Origin of the sequence: Aeromonas sp. R7-4 (assembly GCF_040908055.1) — a bacterium.
Taxonomy (GTDB): domain Bacteria; phylum Pseudomonadota; class Gammaproteobacteria; order Enterobacterales; family Aeromonadaceae; genus Aeromonas; species Aeromonas sanarellii.
Genome location: NZ_JBFODA010000031.1, coordinates 87,740 through 107,067, shown reverse-complemented (window position 1 = coordinate 107,067; position 19,328 = coordinate 87,740). Strand labels below are relative to the sequence as shown.

At 63.0% G+C, this 19,328-nt stretch carries 13 protein-coding genes; all 13 read right to left on the bottom strand.

Features of this window, described 5'->3' with window-relative positions:
• Window positions 1-91: 91 nt before the first annotated feature.
• The 13 genes from AB5Y72_RS07940 to rseP all read right to left on the bottom strand — a co-directional run bounded on the left by AB5Y72_RS07940 (window position 92) and on the right by rseP (window position 19,277).
• Window positions 92-2,224, bottom strand: coding sequence for a lysine decarboxylase CadA (locus AB5Y72_RS07940; RefSeq protein WP_368198825.1), 2,133 nt, complete (start codon window positions 2,222-2,224; stop codon window positions 92-94).
• Between the two features lie 76 nt (window positions 2,225-2,300).
• Window positions 2,301-3,635, bottom strand: a complete 1,335-nt coding sequence (gene cadB / locus AB5Y72_RS07935) for a cadaverine/lysine antiporter (protein WP_325781907.1) — start codon at window positions 3,633-3,635, stop codon at window positions 2,301-2,303.
• Between the two features lie 672 nt (window positions 3,636-4,307).
• Entirely contained in the window at window positions 4,308-5,816 is a 1,509-nt protein-coding gene (cadC, locus tag AB5Y72_RS07930) for a lysine decarboxylation/transport transcriptional activator CadC (RefSeq protein ID WP_325781906.1), read from the bottom strand.
• A 369-nt stretch (window positions 5,817-6,185) separates the two neighbouring features.
• Window positions 6,186-7,136 (bottom strand): acetyl-CoA carboxylase carboxyl transferase subunit alpha, encoded by a 951-nt coding sequence (gene accA / locus AB5Y72_RS07925; RefSeq protein ID WP_042074697.1) that lies wholly within the window; start codon window positions 7,134-7,136, stop codon window positions 6,186-6,188.
• 16 nt (window positions 7,137-7,152) lie between these two features.
• Complete coding sequence (gene dnaE, locus AB5Y72_RS07920; protein ID WP_325781905.1) at window positions 7,153-10,632, bottom strand: DNA polymerase III subunit alpha; 3,480 nt, start codon at window positions 10,630-10,632, stop codon at window positions 7,153-7,155.
• A 68-nt stretch (window positions 10,633-10,700) separates the two neighbouring features.
• Window positions 10,701-11,291: a ribonuclease HII gene (rnhB, locus tag AB5Y72_RS07915; protein ID WP_325781904.1), complete on the bottom strand. Its 591-nt coding sequence runs from the start codon at window positions 11,289-11,291 to the stop codon at window positions 10,701-10,703.
• An 80-nt stretch (window positions 11,292-11,371) separates the two neighbouring features.
• On the bottom strand, window positions 11,372-12,511 hold the full coding sequence (lpxB, locus tag AB5Y72_RS07910; protein WP_209793909.1) for a lipid-A-disaccharide synthase: 1,140 nt from the start codon (window positions 12,509-12,511) through the stop codon (window positions 11,372-11,374).
• Window positions 12,504-13,295, bottom strand: a complete 792-nt coding sequence (lpxA, locus tag AB5Y72_RS07905) for an acyl-ACP--UDP-N-acetylglucosamine O-acyltransferase (protein WP_209793910.1) — start codon at window positions 13,293-13,295, stop codon at window positions 12,504-12,506. Before lpxA ends, lpxB begins: the two co-directional genes overlap by 8 nt.
• A gap of 2 nt (window positions 13,296-13,297) precedes the next feature.
• Window positions 13,298-13,759: a 3-hydroxyacyl-ACP dehydratase FabZ gene (gene fabZ, locus AB5Y72_RS07900; RefSeq protein ID WP_010673414.1), complete on the bottom strand. Its 462-nt coding sequence runs from the start codon at window positions 13,757-13,759 to the stop codon at window positions 13,298-13,300.
• A gap of 24 nt (window positions 13,760-13,783) precedes the next feature.
• On the bottom strand, window positions 13,784-14,803 hold the full coding sequence (gene lpxD, locus AB5Y72_RS07895; RefSeq protein WP_042075018.1) for a UDP-3-O-(3-hydroxymyristoyl)glucosamine N-acyltransferase: 1,020 nt from the start codon (window positions 14,801-14,803) through the stop codon (window positions 13,784-13,786).
• A 3-nt stretch (window positions 14,804-14,806) separates the two neighbouring features.
• A complete protein-coding gene (locus AB5Y72_RS07890) occupies window positions 14,807-15,319 on the bottom strand; it encodes an OmpH family outer membrane protein (protein ID WP_042074703.1) in 513 nt (170 codons plus the stop codon).
• 147 nt (window positions 15,320-15,466) lie between these two features.
• Window positions 15,467-17,890: an outer membrane protein assembly factor BamA gene (bamA, locus tag AB5Y72_RS07885; protein WP_042074704.1), complete on the bottom strand. Its 2,424-nt coding sequence runs from the start codon at window positions 17,888-17,890 to the stop codon at window positions 15,467-15,469.
• A gap of 34 nt (window positions 17,891-17,924) precedes the next feature.
• Entirely contained in the window at window positions 17,925-19,277 is a 1,353-nt protein-coding gene (gene rseP, locus AB5Y72_RS07880) for a sigma E protease regulator RseP (protein WP_042074707.1), read from the bottom strand.
• Window positions 19,278-19,328: the final 51 nt, after the last annotated feature.

Here is a 19,328-nt window from a genome sequence, read left to right as displayed (position 1 = left end):
GAGCGCCCTCGCCGGGTGATCCGTCCCTGATGGCAGATGACTGGAATCCAATAGAAAAACGGGCCTCGCGGCCCGTTGTTGTCACTCTCGCTTAACGCAGCACCTTGACGGTGTAACTGCCGTCGGCCTGACGATAGAGGCCGTGGATGTCGGTCTCGAAGCCCGGGTAGTGGGCCCCGATCTCGCACAGCATCTCGAGGAACTCGAGCACCAGCAGAGAATCCTGGGTCACCATCTCGCCCGGCAGAACCAACGGAACTCCCGGCGGGTACGGCAGGATCATGTTGGCGCTGATGCGGTCAACCATGTCACGCAACGGCACCTCTTCCAGATTGCCCGCCAGCTCTTGCTGCCATGCAGCATGCGGGGTCATCTTCATCTCCGGCAGCACGTCGAACGCCTTGAACATCAGCTCCGGCAGACGGTATTTGCAGGTCAGATCGTGGATGCTCTGGGCCAGCTCCTGAATGCGCATCCCTTCGTAGAAGCTCGGATCTTCACGATAGAGGCTCGGCAGTATGTTCTTGATGGTCAGGTTCAGGTCATAGCCACGCTTGAACTCGGTCAGGGCGCGCAGCAGCTGCATCGCCTTGGACTGATCGATACCGATGGAGAAGAGGAACAGCATGTTGTAAGGGCCGGTCTTCTCCACCACTATGCCGCGCTCGTCCAGGAACTTGGAGACCAGTGAAGCAGGAATGCCCTTCTCCAGCAGCTGGCCGTCACGACCCATACCCGGGGTCAGCAGAGTGACCTTGATGGGATCCAGGTACATGTGGTTGTCATCGATGTCCTTGAAGCCGTGCCAGTCATCTTTCGGATCCAGCTTCCAGCACTCGACGGTGTCGATGTTGTCCGGCTGCCATACGTCGAAGAACCAGCCTTCGCTCTGATCACGCAGACGCTTGATCTCTTTGCGGAAGGAGATGGCGCGATCGATGGAGTCCTTGATCAGACGCTTGCCGGTGTTGCCACGCATCATGGCAGCGGAGATCTCGGTGGACGCCACGATGCCGTACTGCGGCGAGGTAGAGGTGTGCATCATGAAGGCTTCGTTGAAGGTCTCTTCCTCCACGTCACCCTTGATGTGGATCATCGAGGCCTGGGAGAAGGCCGCCAGCAGCTTGTGGGTGGACTGGGTCTCGTAGAACACCTTGCCCGGCATGGCGTCGCCGCTCATGCCGCACTTGCCTTCATAGATCGGGCTGAAGTTGGTGTAGGGCACCCAGGCACTGTCGAAGTGGATGTAGGGGGTGTCCAGCGCCTCCTTGATGAAGCCGGTGTTGTAGAGCAGGCCGTCGTAGGTGGAGTTGGTGATCACGGCGTAGCGCGGCGCCTGGGCACCCGGCGTCGCGGCCACCTTGGCGGCTATGGTGTCGCGGCTGAATTCGCTCCGGGGGATGCCGCCCAGGATGCCGTAGGCGTTGCGGGTCGGACGGAAGTAGAGCGGGGTCACGTCGTTCATCATCATCAGGTGGGTGATCGACTTGTGGCAGTTGCGGTCCACCAGCACTGTGCTGCCGGCCGGGGCGGAGTACATGCCGACAATCTTGTTGGCGGTGGAGGTGCCGTTGGTGACGATGTAGGAGCGATCGGCGTTGAAAGTACGGGCGATGTACTCCTCGGCCTCCTTGTGCGGACCCGAGTGGTCCAGCAGGGAGCCGAGCTCCGGCATGGAGATGGAGACGTCGGCCTTGAACGCGTTCGGGCCGTAGAAGTCATAGAAGAGGCTGCCGGCCGGGCTCATCTGGAAGGCGGTACCGCCCATGTGACCCGGGGTACAGAAGGTGTACTTGCCCTCTTCCACGTACTTGAACAGCGCCTTGGTGAAGGGCGGCAGGATGGCGTCCTGATACTCCTGGGTGGCCTGACCTATCTTGAGGGCGATGTCGTCGGCCATGCCGAGACGGTACTCGAAGAAGTGCACGTTCAGACGCAGGTCGGTCAGGTGAATGTCCAGGGTGGACTGGTCGTTGGCGAAGGCGAAGATCGGCAGCTTCTCGTTGCGATCGTGGATCTCCTTGCACAGGCCCAGGGAGTATTTGTCCCAGTCGAAGATGGCGCCGCAGACGCGGGGGTTCTTCTCGATGAGTTTCAGCAGATCGGCCACGTCGACCGGGTAGACGACCTCGAAGCCCTTGCGCTCGAGGGAGGCTTGCAGCTGGCGAATCGGTTCTTCTTTGAAGAAAACGCCCAGGTGGTTGAGGATGGCAATGATGTTCATCTTGATGCTCCACACATAAGGGGGCGCTCTCCATCGGGGATGGGGAGTGGAGAGCGCAGGAATGGAAAAGGGAGGATTAGTGGCTGGCCTGTTCGCTCAGCAGGGAGTCGTGCTGACGCAGACCCTGTTTCTTGGCGTAGAACATCAGGATGATGAGCGACACCACGAAGGTGGCCGTGAGGTTGGAGCCCTTGGCCCCCATCAGCGCCACCAGGCTGAACACGCAGGCCACGCCGGAGAAGATCATGACGCCCATGCTGCGGGAGGTCATGCCCTCGAAGCGAATGAGGTTAATGCTGGAGTAGAAGTAGGGCAGCATGGTCAGCAGCACCGCATCCGTGGTCAGCACGTTGAACAAGTCGGCGGCGTGGGCGGACTGGGAGGTGAAGGCGGTCAGGCCGATCATCAGGGCGGTCATCTTGAGGGAGCCGAGTATCAGCCCCTTCTTGGCGACGCCGTTCTCGTCCACTTCGCCGTAGATTTTCGGGAAGTTGCCGTCCTGGGCGGCGCGCTTGCCCGCCTCCCCCACCAGCATCATCCAGGAGCCCAGCGAGGTGAAGCAGGCCAGGGCGGTGAAGGCGGAGACGAAGGGGGCGGACCAGTCGCCGAAGATGGCGGACGACGCCATGGCGAAGGGCGCGCCTGAGGCAGCCACTTCACCTGCCGGGAACATGCCGCCGATCACCTGGGTGGAGAGGATGTAGATGACGCCGGCGATGGCGGTACCCAGCATGGTGGCGAGCGGTACGGTGCGCTTGGGGTTCTTCACCATGCCGGAGGAGACGGCGGCAGATTCAACACCGACGAAGGACCAGAGGCAGATCAGCACGGCGCTGATGACCGCATGCAGATCGCTGCCGCTGGTGGTGTTCCAGTTCTGGCTGTAGACGGCGGCATCAAAATGGCCCCACCCCATCACGGCAGTACCGACGACCGGCAGCAGGATCAGCACCAGTCCCAGAGTACAGAGCCGGCTCACCCAGCTGCCGCCCAGCAGGTTGACGAAGGTGAAGATCCAGACCGCCGCTATGGTGGCCAGGGCCGCCGGAATGGGGTCGTTGAGGATGGGGAAGAAGACCGAGAGGTAGGAGACGCCGGTGATGGCGATGGCCAGGTTGCCTATCCAGTTCGCGTGGTAGTAGAGCACGCCGGTCTGGAAGCCGAACACGGGGGAGATCTCGCCGGCGTAGGCGATGGGGCCGCCCTCCTGCGGGTTCTTGGTGGCGAGGCGGGCGAACACGAAGGCCAGCCCCATGGCGCCCACCAGGCAGATGGCCCAGCTGAACAGGGAGATGGAGCCGATGGTGGCCAGGGCCGAGGGCAGCAGCGCGATGCCGCTCCCCATCATGTTGCCGGCCACCACACCTGTACAGGCGATGAGGCCGATCTTCTTGCTCGAATCTAGGGGCATAAGCTCTCCGGGTCGATAAAGGGGCGAGTCGTGACAATGGCGGACGGGCCGCCAGCGAATGGCCACAGACTAGGCCCCCGCGCCCCGGAAAACATAAGGACCCGCTCAGGGATAAAATCATGAGGGAAATTTCTTTCCCCTCCAGGAGATTGACTTAAAACCTTTTTAAAAACAGCACATTGACGACATGCAGCCCAGCCGCCTTGATAAAACCCTGATATCCCCACCCCACCCCTATGGCGCCCTGATACTCCTTGCCAGAGCCCCTGAACATCCCTTGATATCTTTTCGGCCCCTCTCTGCCCGGATCCACCTCCCCTTGTCCCCAACCTGCCTCGCTCGGGCCCCAGTCTCCGGCCTTGACCCGCGCACCGAGGCAAAACCGGTGAGTCGGCGGGACTGGCAAAAGCGGGGGGACATGGCGGTCGGGAAGGTTGGAGGGATTGAGCGGATCTGGAAGAGAAGGAGGGAAGATGCCTTTGGTGGGAGCGAGTCGGCAGGGAGAAGCCGGATGTCGCCGGGGCTGCCCGCAGGCAGCCCCGCGTTCGGCAAGACGCTGGCGTTGGCCCCAGCTAGAACAGCTTCACCTTGCTCTGACCCAGGCTGTTGAACAGCGCCGGCACCAGGGCCTCCATCCTGTCGTAGAAACCGAGGCGCTGGCGTTGGCTCCAGCTAGAACAGCTTCACCTTGCTCTGACCCAGGCTGTTGAACAGCGCCGGCGCCAGGGCCTCCATATTGCTGTAGAAGCCGAGGCGCTGGCACAGCAGATAGGTCTGCTCGGTCGCCTCCATCAGGAAGGCCTGGCTGTAGGCGTCTCCCGCCGCCTCGGGGCGGCCGTCCAGCTCCGCCAGCTTGCCGCGCAAGATGTGATAGAGCACGGTGCGCCCCCGCTCGGCGGCCCGGGCCAGCTGACGCTGTGCCTCCTGCGGCTGGCCACCCAGAATGGCCTGCAGGGCCAGGGCCTCCCATACCCGGGCCGGCAAGCCGGCCTGCTCCCCCGCGATCCGGGCCAGATGGGAGCCGATCGCCTGCACCCGCTCGCTCTGGGGCTTCCCGGCCAGGGTGGCCAGCGCCTCCCCCGCCAGGTAGCGCTCCGCCAGCAGCAGCGGCTGATCCGGCTGGGCCGCCAGCGACCCGTCGAGCAGCTCGACGCCGCGCCCGAGGGCCACCTGATCCTGCTTGTTGGTGTAGTAGTGGGCCTCCATCAGCGCCATCAGCGCCCCGTCATCCGTGGGCCAGCCCACCCCGGGCGTGGCGTCCGGCCGCTCCAGCACCCGCAGCAGATCCAGGCTGCTGGCCTCTAGCACCTCGTGCACGTTGTGGCGGCTGAGCCGGTACTGGTGGCTGAACAGCACCCGGTTGGTGTTGATGTTGCGGTATTCCAGATCCAGGTAGGTGCCCCCCGGCTGGCGGGAGACCCGCACGCTCAGCTCCTTGCCTGGCCGTATCCCCCCCACCAGGGTATTGGCGCCGTACTGCACCCGCAGCGGCGTGGCGGCGGCCACCTCCCCCATCAGGGCGCGGGTGATGCCGTCGGCGAGGCGCACGTTCTCATTGCTGCCGTCCATGCCGGTGTGGAAGCGAAACACCAGCAGCTCGGGATCCAGCATGCCGTGCACGCTGGGGCTGGTGTGCTGGTAGCCGAGCAGGCTGACCAGGGTCACCAGCAGCAAGGCCACGAAGATGTCGAACCCGATCATCCGCCGGCGGCTTTGCCCGTCCCTGGCCCGGGTCGAGATGGCGCGGGTCAGGGGGCCCGCCGGGAAGGGGGCCGCACCGGGGGCCAGAGCGTCTGCCTCCACCGGCGGTTCGGCCTCGGGAGCCTCCGCCTCGGACGCGGACTGCACCGACTCCGCCTGCAACGGGCGCACCGGCGCCACCAGCTTGTAGCCGCGCTTGGGGACGGTGGCGATGTAGTCGGCCGCATCGGGACGGCCATCTTTCAGGATCTTGCGCAGCTCGAAGATGGACTGGGTGACCACCTGATCGGTCACCTCGGCGCCGTCCCACACCTCGTCGATCAGGGTGTCGCGACAGAATACGGTGCCGGCGTGGCTCGCCAGGAAGTGCAGCAGGTTGACCAGCCTGGGCTCGAGGTAGACCTCGCGCTCGGGGCGACACAGCATGTTGTCGTCGACCCTCAGGGTCCAGTCATGGATCTCAAAAACCGATTCGCTCATGTTTCACTCACTGCAGATGAAGACGGTGACGATGAGAGTGACGGGCAGGAGCCGAGGACGCAGAGACACGGGGAAGCGATACAGCCGGGGCGATGATGCGTTCTGCGAGTCAGCCTGGCGGGGCCAGCCTGCCGACGTCTGGGGCGCATCCTTGCGGGCATTTCGCTCCGGGGAGCGAAAGGAGGGCACTGTAAGCAAAACGGGAGCCGGATCCCACTTTTTTCGCCGATTAATCGCCGCGGCCTTGATCCCGCAGGGGTTTTTGGTGGGCTCACCGCCGAGGCGGTAGTCCTATGAGCCTGGATTGCCGGCAACAAAAAGGCCCCCGACGGAGCGGGGGCCTCTTGGTCTCGTTCGGGAAGAAACGGCTTAGCAGTAGCCGTAACCCAGCAGACGCTGGTAGCGCTGCTCCAGCAGCTGCTCGCTGTCCAGCGGGCGCAGGGCGTCGAGGTCCTGCTTGATGCGGGTCTTGAGGTTCTTCGCCATCTTCTCCAGATCCCGGTGAGCGCCGCCGAGGGGCTCTTCCACGATGGAATCGATGAGCTTCAGCTCCTTCAGGCGCTGGGCGGTGATGCCCATGGCGTCCGCGGCCACCGGCGCCTTATCGGCGCTCTTCCACAGGATGGAGGCGCAGCCTTCCGGCGAGATGACGGAGTAGGTGGAGTACTGCAGCATGTTGACGCGGTCGCCCACACCGATGGCCAGGGCGCCGCCGGAGCCGCCTTCACCGATCACGGTGCAGACCACGGGCACGGTCAGACCGGCCATGACTTTCAGGTTGCGGGCGATGGCCTCGGACTGGCCACGCTCCTCGGCCCCCACACCCGGATAGGCGCCCGGGGTGTCGATGAAGGTGATGATCGGCATCTTGAAGCGCTCGGCCATCTCCATCAGGCGCAGGGCCTTGCGGTACCCTTCCGGGCGCGGCATGCCGAAGTTGCGCTTGATCTTCTCCTTGGTCTCGCGGCCCTTCTGGTGGCCGATGATCATCACGGGCTCGCCGTCGAGGCGGGCGATGCCGCCGACGATGGCCTTGTCATCCGCATAGGCGCGATCCCCGGCCAGCTCGTCGAAGTCGGTGAAGATGTGCTCGATGTAGTCGAGGGTGTAGGGGCGCTGGGGATGACGCGCCATCTGGGACACCTGCCAGGCCCCCAGATCGCCGAAGATCTTCTTGGTCAGCTCTTCGTTTTTCTTCTCCAGCCGACGAATATCCTCGCTGAGATCCACGGCACTGTTGTGCTCGCTCACATGGCGAAGTTCATCGATCTGTGCCTGCAATTCGGCGATCGGCTGTTCAAAATCCAGAAAAAGACTCATAGGGACAATAGATCCTCTAATCAAAAACCAATTCAACCCGCTCTCGTCCAAGCAGGACTCGCAAGTCATCTATCAGTTGATCGGTGGGCGTCACCCGCCACTCGGTACCGAGCGTCAATCGCACCCGGGAGCCGGGGCGACGATAGTTTACCTGAACCGGACAGACTCCGGCACGGGCGGGCTCCAAAATCTCGCACAAACGCGGGAAAAAGCGCTCGTCAATGCGTTGTTCATCGAGGGAAATCCGGATCGCCCTGGCGAAACGCTCCCTCGCATCGTTGATATCCAGCAATTCGCGGGCCGACATTTTAAGGCCACCGGAGAAGTCATCAAAGCTGACCTGTCCAGAAACCACTAAAATACGGTCTTTTTGCATCAATTCTTCGTATTTTTCCAGCGCTTCACTGAAGAGGGTCACATCCAGACGGCCGGATCTGTCGTCCAGGGTGAAGATCCCCATCTTGTTGCCGCGCTTGGTCACCATGCTGCGCGCCGCGATCACCAGCCCCGCCGCCGTGGTCACGGTATCGCGGGAGGTGGGATGCAGATCGCACAGCCGGCCCGAGGTGTAGCGCCGCAGTTCGCTGCTGTACTGGTTGATGGGGTGACCGGTCAGGTAGAGCCCGAGGGTCTCCCGCTCCCCTTCCAGCCACACCTTGTCGGGCCAGTGGGGCACGTTGGCGAACGCCTTCTTGACGTCGTCGATCTCCTCGGTGAGCACGCCGAACATGTCGACCTGGCCCACCGCCTGCGCCTTGGCGTGCTGCTCGGCGGCGCGCATCGCCTCCTCCAGGGTCGCCATCAGGGCGGCGCGGTGGGGGCCGAGGCGGTCCATGGCGCCGGAGAGGATCAGCTTCTCCATCACCCGCTTGTTGAGCTTCTTGATGTCGACCCGGTTGCAGAAGTCGAACAGATCCCGGAAGGGGCCGTCCCGATCCCGCGCCTCCAGGATCGCCTCGATGGGGCCCTCGCCCACCCCCTTCACCGCGCCGATGCCGTAGACGATGTGGCCGTCCTCGTTGACGCTGAAACGGTAGCGGCCGGTGTTGACGTCCGGCGGTATCACGGTCAGCCCCATGCGCTGACACTCGTCCACCAGGGTCACTATCTTGTCGGTGTTGTCCATGTCGGCGGTCATCACCGCCGCCATGAACTCCGCCGGGAAGTGGGTCTTGAGCCAGAGCGTCTGGTAGGAGACCAGCGCATAGGCGGCGGAGTGGGACTTGTTGAAGCCATAGCCCGCGAACTTCTCCACCAGATCGAAGATCTTCATCGCCAGCTCGCCGTCGACCCCGTTCTTGACGGCCCCCTCCTCGAAGCCGGCCCGCTGCTTGGCCATCTCCTCGGGTTTCTTCTTGCCCATGGCCCGGCGCAGCATGTCCGCGCCGCCGAGCGTGTAGCCCGCCAGGGTCTGGGCGATCTGCATCACCTGCTCCTGGTAGAGGATGATGCCGTAGGTGGGCTCGAGTATGGGTTTGAGGCTCTCGTGCTGCCACTTCTCGTCCGGGTAGGAGATGGCCTCGTTGCCGTGCTTGCGGTCGATGAAGTTGTCCACCATGCCGGACTGGAGCGGGCCCGGCCGGAACAGAGCCACCAGGGCGATCATGTCTTCGAAGCAGTCGGGCTGCAGCCGCTTGATGAGGTCCTTCATGCCGCGGGATTCGAGCTGGAACACCGCCGTCGTCTCGTAGCGCTGCAAGAGCGCGAACGACTTTTTGTCGTCGATGGGGATGGCGGCGATGTCGACCGGCGGCTTGCCCTCTTTGGCGAGACGCGGGTTAATCATGCCGAGGGCCCAGTCGATGATGGTCAGGGTGCGCAGCCCCAGGAAGTCGAACTTCACCAGACCCGCGTATTCCACGTCGTTCTTGTCGAACTGGGTGACCGGGTGGTGACCCTCGTCATCGCAATAGAGGGGCGCGAAGTCGGTGATCCTGGTGGGGGCGATGACCACGCCACCGGCGTGCTTGCCGGCGTTGCGCACCACCCCTTCCAGCCTCTTCGCCATGTCGATGAGGTCCTTGACCTCCTCGTCCTGCTCGTAGAGCTCCGGCAGCTTGGGCTCGACCTCGAACGCCTTGGCGAGCGTCATGCCAGGGTCGGGCGGAATGAGCTTGGAGATGCGATCGACGAAGCCGTAGGCGTGGCCCAGCACCCTTCCCACGTCCCGCACCACCGCCTTGGCCGCCATGCTGCCGAAGGTGATGATCTGGGAGACAGCCTCCCGGCCGTACATCTCGGAGACGTGCTCGATCACCTCGTCCCGCCTGTCCATGCAGAAGTCGACGTCGAAGTCGGGCATGGAGACCCGCTCGGGGTTCAGGAAGCGTTCGAACAGCAGGTCAAATTCCAGCGGGTCCAGATCGGTGATCTTGAGGGCGTAGGCCACGAGCGACCCCGCCCCCGAACCCCGGCCCGGACCGACCGGGATGCCGTTGTCCTTGGACCACTGGATAAACTCCATCACGATGAGGAAGTAACCCGGGAAGCCCATCTGGTTGATCACCTTGAGCTCGATGTCGAGACGCTCGTCATACTCGGGGCGGCGCTCGGCCCGCACCGCGGGATCCGGGAACAGGAAGGCGAGCCTGTCCTCCAAGCCCTCTTTTGACTTCATCACCAGGAAGTCTTCGGTGGTCATGTCACCGGTGGGGAAGTTCGGCAGGAAGTATTCGCCCAGGCGCACCGTCACGTTGCAGCGCTTGGCGATCTCCACCGTGTTCTCCAGGGCCTCCGGGATGTCGGCGAACAGCTCGCACATCTCCTCCTGGCTGCGCAGGTACTGCTGCGGGCTGTAGCGGCGCGGACGGCGCTTGTCCATCAGGGTGTAGCCGTCGTGGATGGCAACCCGGATCTCGTGGGCGTCGAAGTCGTCGGCACCGAGGAACACCACCTCGTTCGTGGCCACCACGGGCACCTCGAACTCGGTCGCCAGGGCGACCGCCATATGGAGGTAGACCTCCTCGTCCGGGCGACCGGTACGCAGCAGCTCCAGGTAGTAGGCATCGGGGAAGTGGGTCTGGTAGAAGGCGAGGCACTGCTCCACCATCTGGCGGTTGCCCTTGAGCAGGAACTTGCCCACGTCCCCCTCGCGGCCGCCGGAGAGGACGATCACCCCTTTGGCGTGCTCGCCCAGCCAGGCCTTGTCGATGACGGGGCGGCCCTGCACGTGGCCACGCTGATAGCCCCGGGAGATGAGCAGGGTGATGTTCTGGTAGCCGTCGTTGTCCATGGCCAGCAGGGTGAGACGGAACTGCTCGTCCCCGAGCTCGTCGCTCTGCACCCAGAAATCCGCCCCGACGATGGGCTTGATCCCCTTGCCGTGGGCAGAGCCGTAGAAGCGCACCAGGCCGCACATGTTCATCTGGTCCGTCAGGGCCAGGGCCGGCATGTTGTTGGCGGCGGCGGCCGAGACGATGGGACCGATCTTCTGCAGGCCGTCGACCATGGAGAAGTCGGAGTGCACCCTCAGGTGGATGAAACGCGGATCAGCCATGGTCACGCCCTCTCATTACGCAAGCAGAAATCGCCAGAGCGGCAATCGTTCAGACAGATCGACATGGGTTATTCGATCCCCAGGGCGCGGCGCACCGGTTTGAAGCTCTGCCGGTATTCGGGCAGCGGGCCCCGTTCGGCCAGAATGGCGAGGTGCTCGGCGGTGGGATAGCCCTTGTGGCGGGCGAAGCCGTACTCGGGATGGCGGGCATCCAGCTCGGTCATCTCGGCGTCGCGGGTCACCTTGGCGAGGATGGAGGCGGCACTGATGGCGGCCACCAGGCTGTCGCCCTTGACCACGGCGCGGGCCTCCATCGGCAGGGACGGGCAGCGGTTGCCGTCGATAAACACCAGCTCCGGCTGGACGGAGAGCCCCGCCACCGCGCGCTGCATCGCCAGCATGGTGGCGTGCAGTATGTTGAGTTCGTCGATCTCCGCCGGGCTGGCGCGGCCGATGGCCCAGGCCAGGGCCTTCTCCTTGATTTCGCTAAACAAGGCGAGGCGCTTCTTCTCGGAGAGCTTCTTGGAGTCGGCCAGGCCTTCGATCGGGTTGGCGGGATCCAGGATCACCGCGGCGGTGACCACGTCACCCACCAGGGGGCCGCGCCCCACCTCGTCCACCCCGGCAATCAGCTTGTCTTGAGGAATATCGATCGTCATCTCACAGCCTTGAATCAAAACCGGCCCCGCAGGGCCAGTATCAGCACAACATCACGCCAAAAGCGCACATTCCAGCCCAACTAGCGGTCAAGCAGCGCCACCACCGCCTCGGCGGCCTGCACGTCGGCATTGCAGCGGATCTTCTCGTGCAGCTTGGTGAAGGTCGCGATGAGCTCGCTGTTGTCGTGCTCCAGCAGTTTGCTGACCTCTTCCACCAGATTGCAGGGGGTGCACTCGTGCTGGATGAGTTCGGGCACCAGCATCCTGTCCGCCAGCAGGTTGGGCAGGGAGACGTATTCCGTCTTCACCAGCCACTGGGCCAGCCAGTAGCTGAAGGGTTTGAGCTTGTAGCCCACCACCATGGGTTTCTTCACCAGCATGGCTTCCAGCGCGGCTGTGCCGGAGGCGAGCATCACCACGTCGGCGGCGATCATGGCCTCGCGGCCCTGGCCGTCCAGCAGCACCATGTCGAGATCCGGCGCCACCTCGGCCTTGATGGCGAGGAACTGCTCGCGCCGCTTCTGGTTGACCAGGGGCACGATGAAGCCGAGATCCGGGCAGTGCACCGTCAGGTGCTTGCACGCCTCGAGGAAGACCGGCGCCATGAAGGCCACCTCCGCATGCCGGCTGCCAGGCAGCACCGCCAGCCAGCGGCGGGCGGGATCGATGCCGAGCTCCTTGCGCACGGCGGCCTGATCCGGTACCAGCGGGATGTCGTCCGCCATGGTGTGGCCGACGAACCGGCAGGGGGCATCGAAACGGTCGTAGAAGGCTTTCTCGAACGGCAGGAAGGCGAGCACCATGTCGGTGGCGGCCTTGATCTTGTGAATGCGGCCCTGACGCCAGGCCCAGACCGAGGGGCTGACGTAGTGGACCGTCTTGATACCGGCGCGGCGCAGTTTCAGCTCCACCCCGATATTGAAATCGGGCGCATCCACACCGACGAAGATGTCGGGAGGATTGGCAATGAAGTGGCGCAGCAGCTCGCGGCGCACCTGCAGGATGCGGGGCAGACGTCCCAGCACCTCGGCGATGCCCATGACGGAGAGCTCCTCCATCTCGAACAGCGCCTTGACGCCCAGGGCCTGCATGCGCGGCCCGGCGATCCCTTCAAACTGCGCGTCGGGGTAGCGACGCTGCAGCTCGCGCACCAGCCCTGCGGCCAGGATGTCGCCGGAGGTCTCTCCGGCGACGATGCCGATGCGGATGGGCTTAGGCACGGATGATCCCGCGCTCGTTGTCCTTGAGGAAATCCACATAAAGCTGGATGGCAGGCTCGGCCTGGGCCATCTCGCTCAGCACCGGCAGCACCTCTTCGATGGTCTTGCCGGAGCGGAAGATCTCCTTGTAGGCACGCTTGACGGCGGAGATCGCCTCGGCGCTGAAGCCGCGACGACGCAGCCCCTCGGAGTTGACCCCGAACGGCTTGGCATAGTTGCCGGCCGCCATCACGTAGGGGGGCACGTCCTTGTTCAGGGCGGCGCAGCCACCGACGAAGGCGTGGGAGCCGACGCGACCGAACTGGTGAATGGCAGACAGACCGCCGAAGATCACGAAGTCACCGATGTGCACGTGGCCCGCCAGGGTGGCGTTGTTGGCGAAGATGCAGTTGTCACCGATGATGCAGTCGTGGGCCACGTGGACGTTGACCATGAACAGGTTGCCGCTGCCCACCTTGGTCAGGCTCTGATCCTGGGTGGTGCCGCGGTGCACGGTGCAGTTCTCGCGAAACACGTTGTTGTCGCCAATCTCGAGGAAGGTGCGCTCGCCGGCGTACTTCTTGTCCTGGCAATCCTCACCGATGGAGGTGTGCTGGAAGATCTTGTTGCCGCGACCTATCCTGGTCGGCCCCTTGATCACCACATGGGAGCTCACCCAGGTGTTGTCGCCGATTTCCACGTCGGCACCGATGACGGTAAAGGGACCGATCTCGACCCCTTTGCCGATGACGGCAGACTCATGGACGATGGCGCTGTCGTGGATGATGGCAGTCTGGTCGATCACGGTTACACCTCGCGTTTGGCGCACATCAGTTCGGCGGTACAGACCACTTCACCGTCGACGGTGGCGACACCGGTGAACTTGGCAATGCCGCGGCGCTCCTTCAGAAACTCTACGTCCAGCACCAGCTGATCGCCAGGGCCGACCGGGCGCTTGAAGCGGGCGTTGTCGATGGAGGCGAAATAGTAGAGCTCGTTGGGGGACGGCTTGCCCACCATGGTAAAGGCCAGGATACCGGTCGCCTGGGCCATGGCCTCCAGGATCAGCACGCCGGGGAACACCGGCTTGGCCGGGAAATGGCCCTGGAAGATCGGCTCGTTGAACGAAACGTTCTTGATGGCGCGCAGGGTCTTGCGCTCATCGCTGATCTCGTAGTTTTCCACCTTGTCCACCATCAGGAAGGGATAACGGTGGGGCAGCAGATCCATGATTTCCTGGATGCCCAGGCTCTTCTTTTCAGTAGTCAAAACAGTACCCTATACCAATCGTGATTATTCTTGATCCAGCTTTTTCTCAAGTCGGCTCAACCGCTTGTGCATCTCTTCGATACGCATCACCCGGGCGGCGGTCTTGCGCCACTCTTTATTGGTTTGCAGGGGGATGCCGGAAGAATAGATACCGGGCTCCGTGATGGGTCGCATCACCATGGCCATGCCGGTGACGGTGGCCTGGTCGCAGATCTCCATGTGCCCGTTGAAGACGGAGGCGCCGCCAATGATACAGTATTTGCCGACCTTGAGACTACCGGCCATCACGGTGGAGCCCGCCACGGCGGTGCCGTAGCCGATCTCGACGTTGTGGGCGATCTGGCACTGGTTGTCGATGATGACGTTGTCGGCGATGCGGGTATCTTCCAGCGCACCGCGGTCGATGGTGGTGCAGGCACCGATCTCGACCCGGTTGCCTATGGTCACGCCACCGAGCTGGGGGATCTTGATCCACTCGCCACGCTCGTTGGCATAACCGAAACCGTCGGCCCCGATCACGGTCCCGGCTTGCACCAGACAGTCCGTGCCCAGGGTCACGTTGTGATAGAGGGTAACGTTGGCCCACAACCGGGAGCGTGCTCCCAGTCGGGTGTTCTGGCCAACGAAACAGCCAGGACCGATGCGGACATCATCCCCCAGCACCACGCCGGATTCGATGACCGCATTGGCGCCGATGGCCACTCTCTCGCCCAGTTGCACGTCCGCCGCGATGACGGCGCTCGGATGGATATCCATGGCCGGCTGCGGGGTGGTGTCCAGCAGTTGGGCTACCCGGGCAAAGCCCACGTAGGGGTCCTTGAGCACCAGGGCATTGGTGGGACAAAACGGCAGGTCCGCTTCGGTGATGAGCACGGCGGTCGCCTTGCTCTGCTCCAGGAAATGCCGGTACTTCTTGTTGGACAGGAAGGCGATCTCCCCCTCCCCGGCTTTTTCCAGTGTCGCGACCTTGCGAATTTCCCGGGTCCCATCCCCATGGACCTCGGCCCCCAGTTGCTGGGCCAGCTGTGCGAGAGTGAATGCCATCAATTAGTTGCTCTTGCTAACCTGAGAAATGACCTGGCCGGAGATGTCCAGCTTGCTGGCGGCATAGGGCGCGGCGTTGCGCTCCAGCACCAGATCGTAGCCATTGCTCTTGGCGATGGCATCGATGGCAGCCTGTACCTTGGTCAGGATCTTGTTGCGCTCTTCCGCCTGACGACGGCCGTTGTCCTGCTCAAACGCCTGACGCTTCTGGTTGAACTCCATCTGCAGCTTGGCCAGCTTCTCCTGGCTCTGCTTCTTCTGCTCGGCGCTCATGAAGGCTTCGTCCTTCTTGAACTTCTCGACCAGCGCCTGACCATCGGACTCCAGCTTCTGCAGCTCGCGCATGCGCGGCTCGAATTCACCTTTCAGCTTCTTGGCAACGGCTTCACGCTGGGGCAGCTTCTGGAAGACTTCGCCCATGTCGACCACGGCAATCTTGGTCTCAGCCCAGGCGGAGCCCATGCCGGCAGCCATCAGTGCAAAACTCAAACCAGCTACTTTCAACGCTTTATTCACACTTACTCCTTGGTCCCTCGGTCGAGGGCTACCTGATTTACCTGATTGTGCAAGCGATCCACAAGACCGTCTTGTTACCTGGTGAGGCACGCAAACCGCGCGACCCATCATGCTTCTCCCCCGCCGCAGCGGGGTCGTCCGACCCGATTAGAAGGTACGGCCGATGTTGAAGGAGAAGACTTCGGTGTCGTCCCCTTCGTATTTCTTGATCGGTTTCGCCAGCACGAACACCAGGGGCCCCATGGGAGAGAGCCACTGCAGCGACAGACCGGTCGACACCCGGATGTTGGTGGGGTCGGAGTAGTCCATCAGATAGTTGCAGCCGCTGAAGCAACGGTTCTGGTACTGGCCATATTCGAAGGTGGTGTCCCACACGGTGCCCGCATCGACGAAGAAGCTGGTTCTAAGCTGGGGCTGGTAGCTTTCCGAGGCGAACGGCGTCGGCACTATCATCTCGAGGGACGCCACCGCCAGGGCATTGCCGCCCACCGAGCTGTCGGTGCCCTGGATGACGTCGTTGCCGCCCAGGTTGTAGTAATAGAGCGCCTTCGGACCCACGGTGTTGCTCTTGAAGCCGCGCAGGGTGTCGAAGCCACCGGCATAGTAGTTCTCGAAGAACGGCAGCACGTGGTCGTAGTCGCCGTTGCTGCCGTAGCCGTTGCCATAGGAGGCGCGGGCCTTGGCCAGCATCACCCACTGGTGATCCGCATCGAACGGGAAGTAGTGGGAGTCTTCGGCGTTGAGCTTGAAGTACTGCAGATCCATGCCAGGTACCGTCACCTTGGCGTTCACCCGCTGACGGTCACCGGCGGTCGGGAACTGGCCCTTGTTGAGGGTGGAACGGGTCCAGCCGGCGGTGACGTCGACGGTGTTGAACACCATGCGGTTGTCGCCGTCCAGGTTCGCCTGATAGACCTTCCAGAACTCGTCCACCTGCACATAGGGGTTGGGCTGGGAGAGCTTGTTGTTCTCGTAGCCCAGGCTGAAGTCGAGACGGTTGTTCTCGTTGACCGGGAAGCCGCTGGAGAGACGGAAGCCGATGGTGGTGTTCTCGTAGTCGACGATGTTGGCATCGGCCGCGCTGAACTTGTTGTAGTAGAGACGGCCGCCCAGGCTGACTCCATCGACGGTGAAGTAGGGATCGTTGTAGCTCAGATCGATGTTCTTCGAGTAGTCGTTGGTGCTGGCGTTGATGCCGATCTTCTTGCCGGTCCCCATGAAGTTGTCCTGCTGCAGGCCCGCCTGCAGGCTCAGACCCGATTCGGTGCCATAGCCGATGCCGGCGTTGATGGACCCCGCGGGCTGCTCCTTCACCTTGAAGTCGAGATCGACCTGGTCGTCGCTGCCGGGCACCCGCTTGGTATCCACTTCTGCGGTTTCGAAGAAGCCGAGCCGGTTGAGACGGGTCTTGGACTGCTCGACGTTGTCGGAGGAGAGCCAGGTGCCCTCCATCTGGCGCATCTCGCGACGCAGCACTTCGTCCTTGGTGGTGACGTTGCCGCTGAAGTTGATGTTGCGCACGTAGACCCGGGGGCCCGGCTCCACGTTGACGATGAGCTCGACTTCCTTGGTCTCGTCATTGATCTGGGGGAAGGTGACGACTTTGGGATAGGCGTAGCCGTAACGGCCGAGGAACTTGGAGAGCACCTCTTCGGTGTGGGTCACCTGGCTCGCGGAATAGACGCTGCCGGCCTCGATGGGGATCAGCCCCTTCATCTCGCCGCCGCGATCGATGAGGTCGCCCTTGAGCTGGACGCCTGAGACCTTGTACTGGTCCCCTTCCTTGATGTTGAGGGTGACGTAGACCCCCTTCTTGTCCGGGGTCATGGAGACCTGGGTGGACTCCTGGGCGAAGCGGATGTAGCCGCGGTCCATGTAGTAGGAGCGCAGCACTTCGATGTCGCCGGCCAGCTTCTGCTTCTGATAGCGCTGATCGCCGGTGAAGTTCCACCAGGGCACGTCGTCCTTGAGGGAGAGCTGGGCCAGCAGCTTCTCTTCCGGGAACACCTGGTTGCCGACGATGTTGATCTGCTGGATCTTCGCCGCTTCCCCTTCCACGAAGGTGAACTTGAGGTCGACCCGGTTGCGCGGCAGCGGAGTGACGATGGCCTTGACCTTGGCGGAGTACTTGCCCACGCCGTAGTAGAAATCTTCCAGTCCCTTCTCGAGGGAGCTCAGCACGGTGCGATCCAGGGGATCACCGACCCGGATGCCGGAGGACTCCAGGCTCTGGGTCAGCTGCTCCTCCTTGATGTCCTTGTTACCGGAGAACTCGATGCTGGAGATGGTCGGGCGTTCCTTCACCACAACCTGCAGCACCTGGCCGTCACGATAGACCTTGACGTCCTCGAAGTTGCCGGAGGCATAGAGCTTCTTGATGGCGTTCGCCAGGGCCACGGAGTCGACGGAGTCACCGACCCGCACCGGCAGATTCAACAGGGCGGCACCCAGGGTCACCCGCTGCAGACCCTCGACCTGAATGTCTTGCACCACAAAAGAGGCCGGGGCAGCCTGAGCCAGGAAGCTGGCCCCCAGCAGGCAACTCAACACCAATGCTTTTTTAACAGCCATTTTGTTCTTATGTGTCCTTGTTGATGCTCTGGCCTCAGAGGCGAGCGAAATCATTAAACAGCGCAATGCCCATCAGTAACATCAGAATGGCGGCGCCTATCCTGAACCCAACTTCCTGAATTTTTTCCGGTACCGGCTTGCCGGTGATCGCCTCGATGAGGAAATAGACCAGGTGGCCACCATCGAGAACCGGCAGGGGGAACAGATTGATGATCCCCAGGTTGACGCTGATGAGCGCCAGGAACCCCAGGAAATAGACCAACCCGTAATCGGCGCTGCTGCCGGCCCCCTTGGCGATGGAGATGGGGCCGCTCAGATTGTCCAGGGAGACGATGCCACCGATCAGCTTGCCAATCATGTCGAAGGTCAGGGTGATCAGGCTCCAGGTCTTCTGGACCCCATGCCACAGGGCTTGCAAAGGCCCATACTGTAACAGAGTTCGATACTCATCCGGTAATGGAACCAGTTGCGGCGACAGGCCGACGAAACCGACCAGCTGGCCTCTCACCTTCTTCACATCCGGGGTCAGGGTCAGGGTCAGATCGCTGCCCGCCCGCTCCACCGTCACCTGCAGTGGCTGCTCCGGGGATTGCTGCACGCGCTCGACAAACTGGGCCCATTCGGTGATGGCTTGGCCATCGACGCCCTTGATGCGATCCCCAACCAGCAGGCCGGCCTTCTCGCTGGCGCTCGATGGCACCACGGCCTCGACCACGGGCAGCACCTTGCCGCCCAGCGGCACTATCCCCAGGCTGCCGATGGGGGACTCCTTGTCCGGATCGAACTGCCAGCCGGCGAGCTGCAGCGTCTTGTCCACCGCATAGCTGGTGTGGGCCGCCTTGAGCTTGAGCTGGACCGAATCGTCCCCCAGGTGGCTGATGAGGGCATAGGTCACGCTTTCCCAGTCACCTGTCTCCTCGCCACCGACGCCGACTATCTCCATGCCCGGTTCGATGCCGGCCTGGGCGACGATGGAGGCGGGGCGCACCTCGCCCACCACAGGTTTGACGCTCGGGACGCCGATCATGAACATCAGCCAGAAGGCGAACAGGGCAAACACGAAGTTGGCCATGGGGCCGGCCGCGACGATGGCCATCCGTGCCCAGACGCTCTTGTGGTTGAAGGCGTACTGCTCCTCACCCGGCTTGAGATCGTCGACCCGGCCGTCCAGCATCTTGACGTAGCCACCCAGGGGAATGAGCGCCAGCACGTATTCGGTGCCATCCTTGCCGAGCCGGCGCCAGATAGCCTTGCCAAAGCCGATGGAGAAACGCTCCACCTTGACGCCACAGCGACGGGCGACCCAGAAGTGGCCGAATTCATGGACCGCTACCAGGAGCCCGAGGGCGACGATGAAGGCGCCTATGTTCCACAGCAGGGTTCCCATCAGCCACGCACCTCGAGGTCATGACCAGTCCTGCGCAGAGCATGGAGAGAG

Bases quoted from the DNA above. Each gene is read 5' to 3' on its own strand.
- rseP (WP_042074707.1), bottom strand. From the start codon at position 19,277: ATGGGAACCCTGCTGTGGAACATAGGCGCCTTCATCGTCGCCCTCGGG.
- accA (WP_042074697.1), bottom strand. From the start codon at position 7,136: ATGAGTCTTTTTCTGGATTTTGAACAGCCGATCGCCGAATTGCAGGCA.
- bamA (WP_042074704.1), bottom strand. From the start codon at position 17,890: ATGGCTGTTAAAAAAGCATTGGTGTTGAGTTGCCTGCTGGGGGCCAGC.
- dnaE (WP_325781905.1), bottom strand. From the start codon at position 10,632: ATGGCTGATCCGCGTTTCATCCACCTGAGGGTGCACTCCGACTTCTCC.
- AB5Y72_RS07940 (WP_368198825.1), bottom strand. From the start codon at position 2,224: ATGAACATCATTGCCATCCTCAACCACCTGGGCGTTTTCTTCAAAGAA.
- cadB (WP_325781907.1), bottom strand. From the start codon at position 3,635: ATGCCCCTAGATTCGAGCAAGAAGATCGGCCTCATCGCCTGTACAGGT.
- lpxD (WP_042075018.1), bottom strand. From the start codon at position 14,803: ATGGCATTCACTCTCGCACAGCTGGCCCAGCAACTGGGGGCCGAGGTC.
- rnhB (WP_325781904.1), bottom strand. From the start codon at position 11,291: ATGACGATCGATATTCCTCAAGACAAGCTGATTGCCGGGGTGGACGAG.
- cadC (WP_325781906.1), bottom strand. From the start codon at position 5,816: ATGAGCGAATCGGTTTTTGAGATCCATGACTGGACCCTGAGGGTCGAC.